This is a genomic window from Mycobacterium sp., assembly GCF_025933915.1.
GTDB lineage: Bacteria > Actinomycetota > Actinomycetes > Mycobacteriales > Mycobacteriaceae > Mycobacterium.
In genome coordinates this window covers 1-14,469 of record NZ_JAICZA010000036.1, presented here as the reverse complement: position 1 = coordinate 14,469, position 14,469 = coordinate 1, and the positions used below count along the sequence as shown (strand labels likewise).

At 66.9% G+C, this 14,469-nt stretch carries 17 protein-coding genes; 9 read left to right on the top strand and 8 right to left on the bottom strand.

The genetic code is table 11. The annotated features are described in order from the left end of the window. Nucleotides 1–46 precede the first annotated feature (46 nt). The gene (locus Q0W90_RS08335) at nucleotides 47–1,264 is read left to right on the top strand and encodes a GNAT family N-acetyltransferase (RefSeq protein WP_297697402.1); all 1,218 of its coding nucleotides are present in this window, start codon (nucleotides 47–49) and stop codon (nucleotides 1,262–1,264) included. Between the two features lie 138 nt (nucleotides 1,265–1,402). Here Q0W90_RS08335 and Q0W90_RS08330 read toward each other — a convergent pair whose 3' ends face one another. From Q0W90_RS08330 to Q0W90_RS08320, 3 genes are all read right to left on the bottom strand, one after another. Beyond that, complete coding sequence (locus tag Q0W90_RS08330) at nucleotides 1,403–1,684, bottom strand: hypothetical protein (RefSeq protein ID WP_297593256.1); 282 nt, start codon at nucleotides 1,682–1,684, stop codon at nucleotides 1,403–1,405. A gap of 64 nt (nucleotides 1,685–1,748) precedes the next feature. After that, on the bottom strand, nucleotides 1,749–2,786 hold the full coding sequence (locus Q0W90_RS08325; RefSeq protein ID WP_297593254.1) for an LLM class F420-dependent oxidoreductase: 1,038 nt from the start codon (nucleotides 2,784–2,786) through the stop codon (nucleotides 1,749–1,751). 11 nt (nucleotides 2,787–2,797) lie between these two features. Next, nucleotides 2,798–3,220: a nuclear transport factor 2 family protein gene (locus Q0W90_RS08320; RefSeq protein WP_297593252.1), complete on the bottom strand. Its 423-nt coding sequence runs from the start codon at nucleotides 3,218–3,220 to the stop codon at nucleotides 2,798–2,800. A 121-nt stretch (nucleotides 3,221–3,341) separates the two neighbouring features. Here Q0W90_RS08320 and Q0W90_RS08315 point away from each other — a divergent pair, with 121 nt between their 5' ends. Together Q0W90_RS08315 and Q0W90_RS08310 are read left to right on the top strand one after the other, a co-directional pair. After that, nucleotides 3,342–3,944 (top strand): PadR family transcriptional regulator, encoded by a 603-nt coding sequence (locus Q0W90_RS08315; RefSeq protein WP_297697403.1) that lies wholly within the window; start codon nucleotides 3,342–3,344, stop codon nucleotides 3,942–3,944. 8 nt (nucleotides 3,945–3,952) lie between these two features. Further along, nucleotides 3,953–4,708 (top strand): haloacid dehalogenase type II, encoded by a 756-nt coding sequence (locus tag Q0W90_RS08310; RefSeq protein ID WP_297774060.1) that lies wholly within the window; start codon nucleotides 3,953–3,955, stop codon nucleotides 4,706–4,708. A 35-nt stretch (nucleotides 4,709–4,743) separates the two neighbouring features. Here Q0W90_RS08310 and Q0W90_RS08305 read toward each other — a convergent pair whose 3' ends face one another. Further along, nucleotides 4,744–5,463, bottom strand: coding sequence for a CoA pyrophosphatase (locus Q0W90_RS08305; RefSeq protein WP_297697404.1), 720 nt, complete (start codon nucleotides 5,461–5,463; stop codon nucleotides 4,744–4,746). A 72-nt stretch (nucleotides 5,464–5,535) separates the two neighbouring features. Here Q0W90_RS08305 and Q0W90_RS08300 point away from each other — a divergent pair, with 72 nt between their 5' ends. Together Q0W90_RS08300 and Q0W90_RS08295 are read left to right on the top strand one after the other, a co-directional pair. After that, nucleotides 5,536–6,429, top strand: coding sequence for a hypothetical protein (locus Q0W90_RS08300; protein ID WP_297774056.1), 894 nt, complete (start codon nucleotides 5,536–5,538; stop codon nucleotides 6,427–6,429). Further along, nucleotides 6,426–6,692, top strand: coding sequence for a YdeI/OmpD-associated family protein (locus tag Q0W90_RS08295; RefSeq protein ID WP_297593237.1), 267 nt, complete (start codon nucleotides 6,426–6,428; stop codon nucleotides 6,690–6,692). The genes Q0W90_RS08300 and Q0W90_RS08295 overlap by 4 nt, the downstream gene beginning before the upstream one ends. A 28-nt stretch (nucleotides 6,693–6,720) precedes the next feature. Here Q0W90_RS08295 and Q0W90_RS08290 read toward each other — a convergent pair whose 3' ends face one another. The 3 genes from Q0W90_RS08290 to Q0W90_RS08280 all read right to left on the bottom strand — a co-directional run bounded on the left by Q0W90_RS08290 (nucleotide 6,721) and on the right by Q0W90_RS08280 (nucleotide 8,670). Further along, on the bottom strand, nucleotides 6,721–7,074 hold the full coding sequence (locus Q0W90_RS08290; RefSeq protein WP_067170886.1) for a VOC family protein: 354 nt from the start codon (nucleotides 7,072–7,074) through the stop codon (nucleotides 6,721–6,723). 61 nt (nucleotides 7,075–7,135) lie between these two features. Further along, nucleotides 7,136–7,651: a hypothetical protein gene (locus Q0W90_RS08285; protein WP_297697406.1), complete on the bottom strand. Its 516-nt coding sequence runs from the start codon at nucleotides 7,649–7,651 to the stop codon at nucleotides 7,136–7,138. Nucleotides 7,652–7,785: 134 nt separating this feature from the next. Continuing rightward, on the bottom strand, nucleotides 7,786–8,670 hold the full coding sequence (locus tag Q0W90_RS08280) for a cyclopropane mycolic acid synthase family methyltransferase (protein WP_297774052.1): 885 nt from the start codon (nucleotides 8,668–8,670) through the stop codon (nucleotides 7,786–7,788). Nucleotides 8,671–8,950: 280 nt separating this feature from the next. On the opposite strand from Q0W90_RS08280, the gene Q0W90_RS08275 reads away from it, so the two are divergent. From Q0W90_RS08275 to Q0W90_RS08260, 4 genes are all read left to right on the top strand, one after another. After that, nucleotides 8,951–9,523: a hemerythrin domain-containing protein gene (locus Q0W90_RS08275; protein ID WP_297593230.1), complete on the top strand. Its 573-nt coding sequence runs from the start codon at nucleotides 8,951–8,953 to the stop codon at nucleotides 9,521–9,523. Nucleotides 9,524–9,702: 179 nt separating this feature from the next. Continuing rightward, nucleotides 9,703–11,034 (top strand): MFS transporter, encoded by a 1,332-nt coding sequence (locus Q0W90_RS08270; protein ID WP_297774048.1) that lies wholly within the window; start codon nucleotides 9,703–9,705, stop codon nucleotides 11,032–11,034. Between the two features lie 107 nt (nucleotides 11,035–11,141). After that, on the top strand, nucleotides 11,142–12,296 hold the full coding sequence (locus tag Q0W90_RS08265) for an FAD-dependent monooxygenase (RefSeq protein WP_297593222.1): 1,155 nt from the start codon (nucleotides 11,142–11,144) through the stop codon (nucleotides 12,294–12,296). A 191-nt stretch (nucleotides 12,297–12,487) separates the two neighbouring features. Then, on the top strand, nucleotides 12,488–13,843 hold the full coding sequence (locus tag Q0W90_RS08260) for a wax ester/triacylglycerol synthase family O-acyltransferase (protein ID WP_297593220.1): 1,356 nt from the start codon (nucleotides 12,488–12,490) through the stop codon (nucleotides 13,841–13,843). Nucleotides 13,844–13,845: 2 nt separating this feature from the next. On the opposite strand, the gene Q0W90_RS08255 is transcribed toward Q0W90_RS08260, so the two are convergent. After that, the gene (locus Q0W90_RS08255) at nucleotides 13,846–14,448 is read right to left on the bottom strand and encodes a TetR/AcrR family transcriptional regulator (RefSeq protein WP_067170867.1); all 603 of its coding nucleotides are present in this window, start codon (nucleotides 14,446–14,448) and stop codon (nucleotides 13,846–13,848) included. Nucleotides 14,449–14,469: the final 21 nt, after the last annotated feature.

The following is a 14,469-nucleotide window of genomic DNA, read 5'->3' as shown; positions in this document are numbered from 1 at the left end:
GCGGCCCGCGGTCCGTGCCGCGGGCGGGACGCGACATGATGGCGGCATGGCCACCGAGATCCGGGTTCTCGACAGTGAAGACGACCTCGTCGCCGCCGCCAACGTGTTTCGCGCCGCCATGGTCGGGTTTCCGCCGCTGGCGGGCCTGGCGCCCGGCCAGATCACGACGCTGCTCGAGCCGGGCCGGACCGTCGGGGCGTTCGCCGACGGGCAACTCGTCGGCACCGCCGACGCCGTGACGAGCCGGCTGACGCTGCCCGGCCCGGCGCTGGTGGGGCACGCCGCCGTCACCCACATCGGGGTCCTGCCGTCGTTCACCCGGCAAGGCATCGCCACCGGGCTGATCCGTCATCAGTTACGCGACTTCGCGGCACGCGGTGAGGTGGTGGCGACGCTGCGGGCCTCGGAGGCGACGATCTACGGGCGCTATGGCTACGGCGTCGCGAGCTCGTCGCAATCCGTCGAGGTGCGGACCGCACGGGCGGCGCTGCGGCGCGATGTCGGGCCCGGCGGTCCGGTGCGCTTGCTCGACACCGCGCAGGCGTGGGAGGTGCTGCCCCGCATCTATGCCGAGCATCGGCCGGACCGTCCGGGAACCATCGACCGCCCGCAGGTGTGGTGGCAGGGCCTGCGGCTGCGCACCGAATCCAGCCCCGGCCCCGCCTATGTCGCCGTACACGGCGCACCGGGATCCGAATCCGGTTTCGCCCGGTACCGACCCATCGACACCGAGCAGTGGTTCATCAGCGACCAGCGAACGATCGTGGTCGAGGACTTCTTCGCGCCCAGCACCGAAGCCTACCTGGGACTGCTGCGGTTTCTGCTCGGACTCGATCTGGTTGACCGCGTGGTGTTTTGGATGCTGCCGCTCGACGATCCGCTGCCCGGACTGGTCGTCGACCGCCGGTCCGTGCGGGTGACCGCGATGCACGACGAAACCTGGCTGCGCATCATCGACGCCGGAGCGGCGCTGACGGCCCGCGGCTACATCGGCGATGGCTCCGTGACCATCGCAGTCAATGACCCTCTGCTGCCCGCTAATTCGGCTCGCTTCGTCATCGCGGGCGACGGAGTGGCGGTCACCGATGGCCCGCCCGACCTCGAAGTCGATGTGGAGGGGCTGGGCGCCGTTCTGCTGGGCGGCGCCAGGTGGCGTGATCTCGCGGTGGCCGGGCTGGCCCGCGCCGACGATCCGGCGGCGCTCGCGGTGGCCGATCGACTGTTCGCCGTGCCCGAGGCGCCCCACGCCGGGTTCTTCTTCTGACAACACCGGGCGTCAGTGTCCGTGCCGCATGGCGTGATTCGGGCGGCGGCGGTGAACTGCTGGCGCGGGCCGTGCTGTCCGACGCGGCGCCCGCGGAGTTACGGCAGGGTTAGCCGCGGCACCCGCCGGCAACAGCCGTCAGCCGTGCGGCGCCTCGGAGATTTTGGTGTCCGGCTTTCCGAGCGTCTGGCAGTACGTCGCCACTGAGAGCCGGGTCGCGGAAATCTCCACGTTGGTCGGGTCGGCACCGCTCTTGTCTTTGAGCATCTTGCTGACCTCATCGTTCTGCTTCTTCTCGTCCTGCGTGGTGAAGTCTTTGCACTTGGTGTCGCCGCCGGTGTTGATGACCTGTGAGGCCGAACACGCGCTGGACAGCAAGACGGAGATCGCGATCGTGGCTGCCGCAAGGTACTTCATCATTTGCCCTCCTGGGTGCGAGTAGTGGTATCAGTACACCAAATCGCACGATTTCAAACCCCGGCGATCACACCAGTTGGCGCAGCGTCTCGATGAGCTTGATCCGCTCGGCCGCCGTCGACGCCATCGGCGCCACGTTCAGCGTGGTCACCCCCGCCTCACGGAAGGCCGCCAGACGTTCCTTGACGAACCCCCGGGTACCGATCAGGTTGACGTCGCGCACCAGATCGTCGGGGACCACCTTGGCGGCACCGTCTTTGTCACCGGCCAGGTAGAGCTCTTGAATCCGGTCGGCTTGGGGACCGTACCCATATTTGGTGGCGAGGGCGTGGTAGAAGTTCTTGCCCTTGGCGCCCATCCCGCCGATGTAGAGGGCCAGGTGTGGTTTGACGAATTCCCTTAGCGACTCGACGTTTTCGCCAATGGCCAGCACGGGCCCTGCATAGATGTCGAGCTCGCCCAACGCGGGGTCCCGGGTGGCCCGGCCGGCGGCCAGAGACGCTCCCCAGACGTCCTGCGCCTTCTCGGGCAGGTAGAAGATCGGTTGCCAACCCTCGGCGATCTCTGCCGCCAATTCGACGTTTTTCGGCCCCAGCGCGGCTACCAGTATCGGGATGCGCTCTCGGACAGGCTGATTGATGAGCTTGAGGGGTTTTCCAAGCCCGGTGCCCCGCTCGGGGGGCAGCGGAATCGTATAGTGCTTGCCCTGGTGCTGCACGGTCTCGCGCCGCCACACCTGGCGGCAGATGTCGATGACTTCACGCGTCCGGCCGATCGGGGCGTCGTAGGGCACGCCGTGGAAGCCCTCGATGACCTGCGGACCGGAAGCGCCCAGGCCGAGGGTGAACCGGCCGTCGGAGACATAGTCCAGGCCGGCGGCGGTCATCGCGGTCAGCGTGGGCGTCCGGGTGTAGAGCTGCAGGATGCCCGACGCCAGCTCAACCCGTTGCGTACTGGCCGCCAGGTAGCCGAGTGCGCTCACCGCGTCGAACGAATAGGCCTCGGGGACAAAGACGATGTCCAGCCCGGCACGCTCCAGGTCGGCCACTTCGGCGGCCACGTCCTTGAAACCGCCCGCATAGTTGACACTCAATCCAATCCGCATGCTGACTACTTCTACGCGGTGCCGGATTGATTGGCCAATTCGAGCGCCTCCCGCTGGATGCGATCGAACTGGGCTCCCATCGCCTCCGACAATGCCGTCGCACCCGACAGGGGCCGCACCATCACCATGAAGTCATCGATGAGTCCGTCGTCGTTGAAGTGCAGGAAGTCGCAGCCGGTGATCTTCACGCCCGGCCTCCCCACGATCCCGGTCTCGAACACCAGGGCGTGGTCCCGACCGCCTGCGTCATGGATCTCGCGGATGTAGCGGAAGTCCTCGAAGACGCGCAACACGCCGCGCAGGATGGCCGCGGTCATCGGCTTGCCGACATAGGGCTTGAATGCCACCGGGCTGGTGAACACCACCGTTTCAGCCAGCATTGCCTGGATGGCCTTTTCATCGCGTTCTTCGACTGCCTGGCGGAATGGGTGCATCAGCGACCTCGCATAGTCGACTTGTTGAGTGAGTGGGGTCGACGCTAGGGCCCCCACCGCGCGATGTCCAGAGTGCGATTAATCACTTTGTTGACTAATCGCGTGGTTGTATGCTCGGCCGATGTCGCTGCGTGACGCGGTGTTGGCCGCCCTCCTCGAGGGCGAGTCGTCCGGATACGACCTGGCCAAGGGTTTCGACGCCTCGGTCGCGAACTTCTGGCCGGCCACCCCGCAGCAGCTGTATCGCGAACTGGATCGGCTCGCCGAAGACGGCCTCATCCGCGCACGGGTCGTGCACCAAGAACGCCGGCCCAACAAACGCATGTTCTCGCTGACCGAGGCCGGCCGCGAGGCGATCCGGCAATTCACCGCGAAGGCGCCGAAGCCCTCGGTGATCCGCGACGAGCTGCTGATCAAGGTCCAAGCCGCCGACGCCGGCGACATCTCCGCCGTGCGCGAACTGATCGTCGAGCGACTGCGGTGGGCGAGCGCCAAATCGCAGCGTTACGAACGATTGCGGGCGCGCCTGCTCGACGGCCGCAGCGAAGAGGAGTACCTGGACCAGGCCGAGCGAATCGGCCCCTACCTGACGCTGATCCGCGGAATCTCGTTCGAGGAGGAGAACATTCGATGGGCCGAGCACGCCCTGGCCGTCATCGAACGACGCGTGTCCGCCGCGGCTACGGACACCGCTCGCCCGCGGCGTCGCCGGGCGCGGCGTTAGCCTGAGGAATGACCCCTTACCGCTCGCCCTCGACCGGCCGGGCAGTACGTGCCGTTCTGTTCGATACCTTCGGAACAGTCGTCGACTGGCGCTCCGGGATCGTCGCCTCAGTGCGGCGTTTCGCGCAGCGCCAGCGCATCAGCCTCGACCCAGACGCGTTCGCGCTGGAATGGCGGAGCCGATACCTGCCTTCGATGTCCGAAATCCGGTCGGGTCACCGGGAATTCGTGTCGCTGGACGTTCTGCATCGAGAGAACCTCGTCGCATCCCTCGAGAAGTTCGGCGTCGCCGCCGGAGCGCTCCCGGTCGGCGAGGTGGAGGCACTCGCGCGGTCGTGGCGCTGGCTGCCGCCGTGGCCGGATAGCGTCGAGGGCATCGACGCCATGAAGCGACACGTCATTGTCGGGCCGCTGTCCAACGGCAACACAGGACTGCTGGTCGATATGGCGAAGCACGCCGGCCTGCCGTGGGACGTTGTCCTCGGTTCCGACGTCAGCAAGGCCTACAAGCCCGACCCGCGTGCGTACCGAACCCCCGCGCGTTTGCTTGGCCTGGAACCCGGCGAGTTGATGCTGTTGGCGGCCCACACCTCCGACCTCGAGGCGGCCCGCAACAGCGGCCTGGCGACCGGTTTCGTCGCGCGCCCGGCGGAGTACGGGCCGGGCCGGGAACCGGGCGCGGCGCCCTCGGGCGCCTGGGACGTCTCGGGCACGTCGCTGGTCGAATTGGCGCGGTCGCTGTTCGGAGCGCCGGAACAAGCTTGAGGGAGCGCGACCCCTTCGAAGAGGTTGCGCGCCAGCTACTTCCAGGCAAAGACCGGTTGTTCCAGCCCGTCGACCGGGTCGTGACGGCCCTCCAGGCCCAGCCACCGCAGCTGCAGCAACACCGCCCCGGTGGGTGCGTGGATCAGGTCGCCCCCCAACGGGATCTGCACAACCGGTTTCGGGCTCTCCGGGATGGCGACGAATCGCGGTGAATCGTCGCGCTGCAGTTGATGCAGCCCCACCCGGTACACGGCGACGACCTCATCGGGCGATGGGTGCGGGTCCAGGCGTCCGCCTCCCCAAATCACCACCGGGGTAATGACATATCCGGACCGGGTCGGGTAATCGTCAAGCAGGCCCAGCACGCTCACCTCGGGCAATTCGATGCCGACCTCCTCGCGCAATTCCCGTAGCGCGGCCTCGACCGCGGTCTCACCGGGGTCGACGCGGCCGCCGGGAAGTGCCCACTGCGCCGCATGTGAGGTGAGGCGAGATGCCCTGCGGCACAGCAGGAACGCGGCGCCTCCCGACACGTCGACCATGCGCCCATCGAGGCCGGCCGCCGGCAGCGCTCGGCCGGCGTTCCAGTCGTCTACCGGCGCCGGATCCACCCTGTCCTCCCCGCTCTCGGAATCGACGAGCACCACCGCGACGGCGGCGTGCCGCTTGGTCGGATCGGCCACGATCCGACGGTCATGACCGGCCAGATTGCTCCGGACCCGCTCGTGTAATGACTGGTCATAGGGGATGATCACCTCTCGAGACTAGGCCGCCGCGCTCAGCTCGCGCGCTTGGTCCCTGCACGCAACCAATGGTTAACTGCGAGCATGCGAAGACACGCGGTGCTGGCCCGACGCCTCTTCGATCGGTACGAGCCGGTGCATGCGGTGATGTATTTCGCGCCCGAGGCGCGGGCGGCGTTGGACGCGTTGGGTTACCGGGGTTTCTGGATGGGCTATTTCGCGGCCCGCTCGGCACCGCTGGGTATGGTGCCGCCGGAGGTCGTGACCGCGGTGTTCTACAACTTTGCACCCGAACGGGTCGCCAAGGCGCTGCCGGCGGCGTGGGAGATCGCGGGTCCGCAGGCCGCGTTGCAGGCACGGCAGGAGTCCGCGGTGGCGGCGCTGCGCCGCTACGGCCTCGACTCCGATGAAAACGTCAGCGTGGCAGCCCGACTCGCCGGGAAAGCGGCACGGCACCCACCGCTCGATGCCCGCCCGTTGTTCGCCGCGAATCTGGCGCTGCCCTGGCCGGATGATCCCCTGGCCGCACTGTGGCACGCCACGACGCTGTTGCGCGAGCAGCGCGGTGACACTCACGTGGCGGTGCTGGCCGCGGCCGGTATCTCCGGCCGCGAGTGCAACGTCTTACATGCGGCGGCGGGCAACGTTTCTCGCGATTACATGGCGAAGGCACGCGATTACGACGAGACGACGTGGCGTCATCACGAACAACGTCTCGCCGAGCGGGGGCTGCTCGACGACGACGGGTCGCTGACCGCCGCGGGACGCGACCTGAAGGCTCACATCGAATCGACAACCGACGCGCTGTCCTTGTCGGTACTCGACGCGCTCAGCGATGACGAGGTCGAGACGCTTTTCCGGGCGCTTTCCCCCATCACCCGCGCCGTGATCGCCGCCGGCGATATCCCCGCAACAACCCCGATGACGTTGCGTCGCGACGAATTACAGGATGACAGCGCGCATTTGGCGGGTCGATGAGCAGCCGGCGCGTACCCGGTGGGGTGGTGCACAAGCTGCCCGCCGACCTGCGCGAGGCGCTGATCGCCAACGCCGTGGCGCTGGGCGCCTGGAACGACATCACGCCGTTGGCCCGAAACGAGTTCATCTGCTGGGTCGAGGATGCCAAGCAGGAGGCGACCCGGGCGCGCCGTATCCGTCGCACCCAGGAGGAACTCGAGGAAGGCAAACGCCGGCCGTGCTGCTGGCCGGGCTGCAAACACCGCGAACGCACCGGAAGATAAGCGCCCACCGAGCGCGCGTCGAACGCCGCTAGCGGGCCAGGGGTTTGTAGAAGACCAAGCCGTTGCCCTTGTTGTCATAGACCACGGCGCGTCGTTCGTGAGCATCGTCGTACGGGCCCTTCACGATGCCACCACCGCTGGCCTCGACAGCTTTCGCCGCGGCATCGACATCCGCGGTCTTGATACCGACGACCACCTGCCCGGGGATCGGATGGTCCACCGCGGTCGCCAGCGCCAACGTGACGGGGCCGGCATCGAGGGCCGCGAAATGCGCTCCGTCGCGAAACTTCAGCGGCATGCCCAGGGTCTCACTGTAGAACCGGATCGACTCATCCAAGTCGTCGGTCGACAGGATGATCATCTTTGCTTCGTGCTCGCTCATGGGCGCCTCCCTCTGGCCGGATCGCTACCAGCTTAGGCCGGGCGGTATCCAGGGATCGCGCTCAGGCGGCGTCGGCGGGAAGTGCTTGGCCGCCGGGGTAATCCATCGGGGGTGCATCTCCGTGCGCCGCACCGCGGTGGGCCACCGCGGTGGCCAGGGCCGTACCGCCCTCGATGGTGCCCACCACCACCACCCGGTCGTTGACCGTGAATTGCGGTGCCGCGGCGGCGGGTTGGCTCACGCCGTGCGTGATGACGGTGGTGTCCGGGGTGAAGCGATAGATCTGGGTGCGCCCGTCGGCGCTGCGCATGGTCACCGAGTCCACTGTCACGGCGATCACGGTGCCCTCCTGTTTCACCGGCTGCGAGACCGTCGGCGGCCCGACATCGGCGACGACGGTTCGCTTCCCGGCGTGAACTCCGTTGAGCACCAACGCCGTCAGGCAGGCCGCGCACAACAGCGAAGCGCAGGCGATCTCACATGCCTTCGTCACACCGGACAGTCCGCGTCGCTGGCCTCGATCGGTCGGCATCGGGGTTTGCTCCGGCGATTCCGGCATGCGGTGCTTGGCAGCCACGACCTGTCCTTCCTGCGGTTTGCGCCGAAGGACATCGACACCTAACCCAATCAGGTTGTTGCCGTGGAATTACCCGCCGAGCCGTACCGGTAAACCGGACGTCCACCGATGGGTGAGGTGCGGGGGAACCGCCGTCAGCCCTTGGCCAGGGTGAACTGTGCCACGTCGGTGTAGCCCTCACGGAACAAATCCGCGCAACCGGTCAGGTACTTCATGTACCGGTCGTAGACCTCTTCGGACTGAATCGCGATGGCCTCGTCGCGGCGCGCCTCGAGCGCGCCCGCCCAGGTGTCGAGGGTGCGGGCGTAGTGCAGGCGCAGTGGCTGGACCAGCTTCACGGTGAAGCCGGCCCGCTCGGCGTGCTCCACGACGCCCTTGGCTTGGGGCAGGTCCCCGCCCGGGAAGATCTCGTCCATGATGAATTTCATGAAGCGCAGCTTGGTCATGGTGATGGGCAGTCCGCGCTCGGCGAATTCCTCGTCACTGGGCTTGATGATGGTGTGCAGCATCATCACACCGTCCGCCGGAAGGACCTCGAAGGCAGTCTTGAAGAAATCGTCGTAGCGGTCCCGCCCGAAGTGTTCGAAGGCGCCGATCGACACGATGCGGTCGACTTTTTCGTCGAACTGCTCCCAGCCCTGCAGCAGCACGCGCTTGGACCGCGCGGACGGATGGCTGTCAAGGCGGCGCTGCACGTGCGCCTGCTGATTGCGGCTGAGCGTGAGCCCGACGACGTTGACGTCATACCGCTCGAGCCCCCGGACGATGGTGGTGCCCCACCCGCACCCGATGTCGAGCAGTGTCATGCCCGGCTGCAATCCGAGCTTGCCCAGCGAGAGGTCGACCTTGGCGATCTGCGCCTCTTCCAGGGTCATGTCATCGCGCTCGAAGTACGCGCAGCTATAGGTCCGCGTCGGATCCAGGAAGAGCGCGAAGAACTCGTCGGACAGGTCGTAGTGCGCTTGTACGTCCTCGAAATGCGGTTCCAAGCTGACGGCATCGCCGGGATTTACGGACAAGGCACAACCTCTGACTTATTCTGATCGGGTTTGACGGCGCGATCGAACCGATCGCCTCACGGACGCTCCAGTGTATCCGGCCGCCTCACGGTGCCCTTCCGGCGAGTTCCCGCGCAGCCTCGCGCCGCCGAACGGCGCGGGCACAGCCAGATCGCTTACGCTCGCGCAAATTTGGCGATCGCCCTGTGGCGCAGAGCAACTCGGCACGCACATTTGAGATGATGTCGAGTGCGCGCCAACCCGGCCGGTTGACCGGCATCAGAGAGGTGGAGACTCACCGATGGCCGACATCACCATGTTGATCCTCGCCGACCATGACTGGTTCCGCGAACAGTTCGCCCGCCTCGATTACCTGCAGGCGGAGCGTGCCGCCGACCGGGCCGCGCTCGCACGGGTGTGGCGACCGCTCGCCGACAAGCTCGACGTGCACGCCTACATCGAAGAAAAGATCTTCTACCCGCAGCTGCTCAAACGCGGCGGTGACGACGCCGAAGGCGAGACCCTCGACGCGATCGGCGACCACAACGACATTCGCGACGGGGTGCGCGAGGCGGACGCGGCCGAACCCGGCAGTGAGCCGTGGTGGGCGGCGGTCGGGCGCACCCGGGAGGCCAACGACGACCACATGGGCGAAGAGGAGCGCGAAGGCCTGTCGGATTTCCGTCGCAACGCCCCGATCGGTCTTCGCGAAGCGCTCGGGCGCCAATACAGCGAGTTCATGGCCGAGCACCCCACCACCGCGGGGTTGTCGATCACGGACCGGGACCCGCGTGTCTACGTCGAGCAGGCGGAGGCCCCGCACTCCAAACCCACGGACTTTTCGTTGCGCATCGGTGGCCTGAAGGGGCAGTGACGCACGGAAGCACATGACACCGCGTCGCCGCGATAGCCGTCGACCGACCGGCGACGAACCCGGTTACCCGACCCCGCTGGTTCGCCCCCGGAAACTTTCGGGTAAGCCATCATCCGATGGTTATTCGACACCGCCGGAGGAAATGGGCACGTAAAGAAATCAGAGTTGCCGACCCCGCGATGCGCCGGACCATCATGGGCACCGCGATCGGGAACTTCATGGAGTGGTACGACTTCGGGGTCTACGGGTATATCGCGACCACGATCGCCCAGGTGTTCTATCCCGGCAAGAGCGTCAGCGGTGTCCATCTCATCGCGACCTTCGGAACGCTCGCGGCGGCATTCGTCGTGCGTCCGCTCGGCGGTTTCATCTTCGGTCCGCTGGGCGACCGCATCGGACGGCACCGGGTGCTGGTGGTCACCATCCTGATGATGACGGTGAGCACGACCATGACCGGCTTGCTGCCCACCTACAGCACCATCGGCATCTGGGCGCCGATCCTGCTCGTCATCGCACGAATATTTCAGGGCCTGTCGACCGGCGGCGAGTACGTCGGCGCCATGACCTATCTCGTCGAGCAGGCCCCCGACCACAAACGCGGCATGATGGTCGGGTTCTTGCCGATGGGCAATCTGGTGGGGTTCGTCCTGGCCGGCTTGCTGGTGACCGGGCTGCAGACCTGGCTTCCGGACGACGACATGCTGACCTACGGCTGGCGGATTCCGCTGCTGTTGGGCCTGCCTTTCGGCCTGGTCGCGTTGTTCCTGCGGCTACGGCTCGAGGAGTCCTCGGCCTACCAGAGCGCCCACGAGGATGCGCAGACGTCGGGCGCCCGGGGCCGGCAGCAGATTCGGCGCACCATCGTCGAGCAGTGGCGGCCCATGCTGATCTGCGCCGCGCTGGTACTGACCTCTCAGGTCGCTGATTTCATGCTCACCGGATATCTGCCGACGTACCTGCGACTCTTCGTGCGGGTAGGGCACACCGCCGGACTTGTCATGATCGTGTCCACGCTGGCGATCCTGATGGTCACCGTGGTGCTCGTGGCCGCCCTGTCCGATCGCATCGGCGTCAAACCCATCATGTGGACGGGCTGCGGCCTGCTGATCGTCGCCTCCATCCCGGCGTTCCTGCTCATCCGCTTCGGCGGCATTTATCCGGTGATCTTCATGGGGGTGCTGCTGATCGGCCTGATGGAGCTGTGCTTCGACAGCACCGGGCCGGCCATGCTGCCGGCACTGTTTCCCACCAACGTGCGCTACGGGGCGCTGGCCATCTCGTACAACATCTCGATTTCGCTCGTCGGCGGTATCACCCCGCTGATCGCCCAGGCGCTGGTATCGGGCACCGGCAACGTGATGGTGCCGGCCTACATGCTGATCTTCGCCGGCGTGGTGGGCGCGATCACGTTGCTGTTCACGCCCGAAGTCGCCGGCAAACCGTTGCCGGGCTCCGGGCCCGCGGTCGAAACCGAGCAGGAGGCTCGCGCGCTCGCCGACGACGCCCGCTAGCGACCTCCGGCACGGCTCGCGATACGGGGTGCAGCACACCGAGGACTAACAACCCCGGCCAGCAGCGGGCGGAAGCGATCGAGTACCCCGGGCGATAGTTTCGACGCATGACGCGACGGATCGTTGTGGTGGGAGCGGGTATCGCAGGGCTGGCGGGCGCCGTCGGCCTGCAGCGGCGCGGTCACGACGTCACGGTCATAGAACAGCGCACCGACACCTCGACGGGCGCTGGAATCAGTATTTGGCCCAACGCGCTCGCCGCGCTGGACCACCTCGGACTGGGGGACGAGGTCCGGGCGGCTGGTGCACGGACCACCGCGGGGGCGCTGCGTTGGCACGATGGCTCGTGGCTGCGCCGCCCAGCAACCGAGCGGTTCACGAGGGCGCTCGGCGAACCACTCGTGGTGATACGACGCGCGGCGCTCAGCGACATCCTCACCGGCGGGCTGACGGCAGGCACCGTGGAATACGGGCTGGCCGCCACCGGGCTGGCCGCGACCGCCAACGGAGTACGCCTACAGCTGTCCGATACCTCGGTGCGCACGGCTGATGCGGTCATCGGCGCCGATGGCACCCACTCCATCGTCGCCCGCCACCTCAACGGTCCGCTGACCAACCGCTACGTCGGATACACCGCGTGGCGCGGTATCGCACGCTATGCCATGGATCCACAGTTCGCCGGAGAGACGCTCGGACCTGGCGCCGAAACGGGTCATGTCCCCATGGGGCCCGGGCTCGCGTATTGGTTCAGCACCGAACGCGCGCCCGAGGGACAGGTTTCGCCGGGGGGAGAATTGCCCTATCTGCAGGCCAAGCTCGCCCGCTGGCCCGAACCCATCCCGAGCATCCTTGCGGCCACCAGGCCTGCCGACATCTTGCGCGACGACCTCTACGACCGCACCGCCGCCCGGCACTGGGCACGCGGACCGGTCGTCCTGGTCGGCGACGCCGCCCATCCGATGCGTCCGCATCTGGGCCAGGGCGGCTGCCAAGGGCTGGAAGACGCGGCAATCCTCGCCGCGTTTGTCGACCAAAGCCCTGACCTGCCCACCGCTTTTGGCCGGTTCGCCGCCTTCCGCCGACCCCGGATCAAGTTCCTGGTCCGCGAGTCGGCATTCCTCGGAAAGATCGTCAACCTACGTCCGGCGCTTCTGAGCGCCGCCGCTAGCCGCGCCACCGTCCTGATCCCGGAATCACTGCTGGACCGCCATTTGGCCAAGGTGGCGTCACGGTCGGCCTTCGCTTCGCCCGACCCGCGATGATCCCTCACCGGAGTTACGAACCCATCGCGTAGGGCTTCTCCCCACCTGTTCGCGGTCTAGGCGCCGACGGACCTAGCCACTTGACGAACCCCGACGACTCATCGGGGTGTGGCCGGCGCCCGCTTTGGCTATTAGAAGGTAGGCCGTCCGTCCGGTGGGCGGCGCGAGGGCAACAGTTGGGGGCGACACCCATGGAACCGATATCACCGACGGATGCGTTGTTCCTCATAGGCGAGTCACGCGAACATCCGATGCACGTGGGCTCGTTACAGCTCTTCGAGCCCCCCGCGGATGCCGGGCCACATTTCGTGCGCGAGTCCTATCAGGCGATGCTCGAATGCACCGACGTGCAACCGGCCTTCAGCAAGCGTCCGGCCTTCTTCGGCGGCGTCACCAATGTCGCGTGGTCCTTCGACAAGGAGGTCGAGCTCGACTACCACCTTCGCCGCTCCGCTCTGCCGGAACCGGGCCGGGTCCGGGACCTGCTGGAGTTGGTTTCCCGGCTGCACGGCAGCCTGCTCGACCGGCACCGCCCGATGTGGGAAGCGCACCTCGTCGAAGGCCTTCAGGACGGCCGCTACGCCGTGTACACGAAGTACCACCACTCCCTCATGGACGGCGTCTCCGCGCTTCGCCTGATGCAGCGCGCCTTCACCTCCGATCCGGACGACGACGAGTTGCGCGTCCCGTGGAGCCTGCCCCCGCGAAAGCGCGGCGGACACAAACGCCCGTCCCTGTTCGAGCGGGCCGGCCGCGCCGCGGGATCGGCGCTGGCGTTGGCACCGTCCACGCTGAAGCTCGCGCGGGCCGCGCTGCTCGAACAACAACTCACCCTTCCGTTCCAGGCGCCGCGGTCCATGTTCAACGTCCGGATCGGCGGTGCGCGGCGGGTGGCCGCGCAGTCCTGGTCATTGGAGCGCATCAACGCGGTCAAGGCAGCCGCCGGTGTGACGGTCAACGACGTGATACTCGCTATGTCCGCCGGGGCCCTTCGGGCTTATCTGCTGGATCAGAACGCTCTGCCGGATGCCCCGCTGACCGCGATGGTTCCGGTCAATCTCCGCAAGGACGACGACGACCGCGGCGGGAACATGGTCGGCACCTTCCTGTGCAACCTCGCGACCGACCTCGACGACCCGGCGAAACGGCTCGAGGTCATCAGCGCATCCATCCGCGACACCAAAGAGGTCTTCTGGCAGCTGCCCCCGGTTCAGCAGTTGGCCCTGTCCGCCTTCAACATCGGGGGGCTGTTCTTCGGGCTGATCCCCGGCTATCTCTCCGCGGCCTCACCGCCGTTCAACATCGTCATTTCGAACGTGTCGACGGGCGGATCGGAGCAGCTGTACTGGCGCGGCGCCCGGCTGGACGGGAACTACCCGCTGTCCATCCCCCTCGACGGCCAGGCGGTCAACATCACCGTCACCAACAACGCCGACAACCTCGACTTCGGTCTGGTCGGCTGCCGACGCAGCGTCCCGCACCTGCAGCGAATGCTCGATCATCTGGAGGCGTCCCTGAAGGAATTGGAGGTCGCCACCGGCGTCTAGGTTCAGGGCAGTTTGATCACCGACACGTACATCTCGACGATTGGCCGGAACAGGTCGACATCATCGAGTTGGCTGCCCAGCACGACCGAGTCGCTGGTGGCAACGAGAACCTGGGCGAACGTCGATGCGGGGATCAGCAAGGTGCCACCGAGCCGGTCTATGCCCGCCACGATGAACTTCGCCAGCGCCTCGACGGCCTCTGATCTCTTGGCGGCCACCCGCTCCCGCGCCTCGGGGTTGCGCAGCAGGTAGAGCATGAACTCGTGACCCAGCGCGGCGTGCTCCGCCCCGCGGTCGCGGCTGAGCTGGCTCCACCGCTTGGCGATCTCGTCGAGTTCCCGCGCACCGACCTGCGTTGCCGGAGCCATCACTTCGGTGAAGTTGACGAAGTACCGACGCCAGTAGCGATCACTGACCGCCAGGAAAAGATCCTCCTTCGTCGAAAAGTGTTTGTAGATCGCACCTTTCGTGTAACCGGCGGCATGGGCAATATCGTCGAGCGTCGCCGCGACGAAACCCTTTTCGCCGAAGACCTCCTCGGCGGCATCGATCAGGAGTGAGCGAGTGTGCTCCAGGCGGCGCTCTCGCGTCCAACGCTCAACCATGCGCCAGATTCTGCCAGAGCT

Excerpts from the sequence above, each read along its gene's own strand:
- Q0W90_RS08335 (WP_297697402.1), top strand. The coding sequence starts at position 47 with ATGGCCACCGAGATCCGGGTTCTCGACAGTGAAGACGACCTCGTCGCC.
- Q0W90_RS08330 (WP_297593256.1), bottom strand. The coding sequence starts at position 1,684 with ATGATGAAGTACCTTGCGGCAGCCACGATCGCGATCTCCGTCTTGCTG.
- Q0W90_RS08325 (WP_297593254.1), bottom strand. The coding sequence starts at position 2,786 with ATGCGGATTGGATTGAGTGTCAACTATGCGGGCGGTTTCAAGGACGTG.
- Q0W90_RS08320 (WP_297593252.1), bottom strand. The coding sequence starts at position 3,220 with ATGCACCCATTCCGCCAGGCAGTCGAAGAACGCGATGAAAAGGCCATC.
- Q0W90_RS08315 (WP_297697403.1), top strand. The coding sequence starts at position 3,342 with ATGTCGCTGCGTGACGCGGTGTTGGCCGCCCTCCTCGAGGGCGAGTCG.
- Q0W90_RS08310 (WP_297774060.1), top strand. The coding sequence starts at position 3,953 with ATGACCCCTTACCGCTCGCCCTCGACCGGCCGGGCAGTACGTGCCGTT.
- Q0W90_RS08300 (WP_297774056.1), top strand. The coding sequence starts at position 5,536 with ATGCGAAGACACGCGGTGCTGGCCCGACGCCTCTTCGATCGGTACGAG.
- Q0W90_RS08295 (WP_297593237.1), top strand. The coding sequence starts at position 6,426 with ATGAGCAGCCGGCGCGTACCCGGTGGGGTGGTGCACAAGCTGCCCGCC.
- Q0W90_RS08290 (WP_067170886.1), bottom strand. The coding sequence starts at position 7,074 with ATGAGCGAGCACGAAGCAAAGATGATCATCCTGTCGACCGACGACTTG.
- Q0W90_RS08275 (WP_297593230.1), top strand. The coding sequence starts at position 8,951 with ATGGCCGACATCACCATGTTGATCCTCGCCGACCATGACTGGTTCCGC.
- Q0W90_RS08270 (WP_297774048.1), top strand. The coding sequence starts at position 9,703 with ATGCGCCGGACCATCATGGGCACCGCGATCGGGAACTTCATGGAGTGG.
- Q0W90_RS08265 (WP_297593222.1), top strand. The coding sequence starts at position 11,142 with ATGACGCGACGGATCGTTGTGGTGGGAGCGGGTATCGCAGGGCTGGCG.
- Q0W90_RS08260 (WP_297593220.1), top strand. The coding sequence starts at position 12,488 with ATGGAACCGATATCACCGACGGATGCGTTGTTCCTCATAGGCGAGTCA.
- Q0W90_RS08255 (WP_067170867.1), bottom strand. The coding sequence starts at position 14,448 with ATGGTTGAGCGTTGGACGCGAGAGCGCCGCCTGGAGCACACTCGCTCA.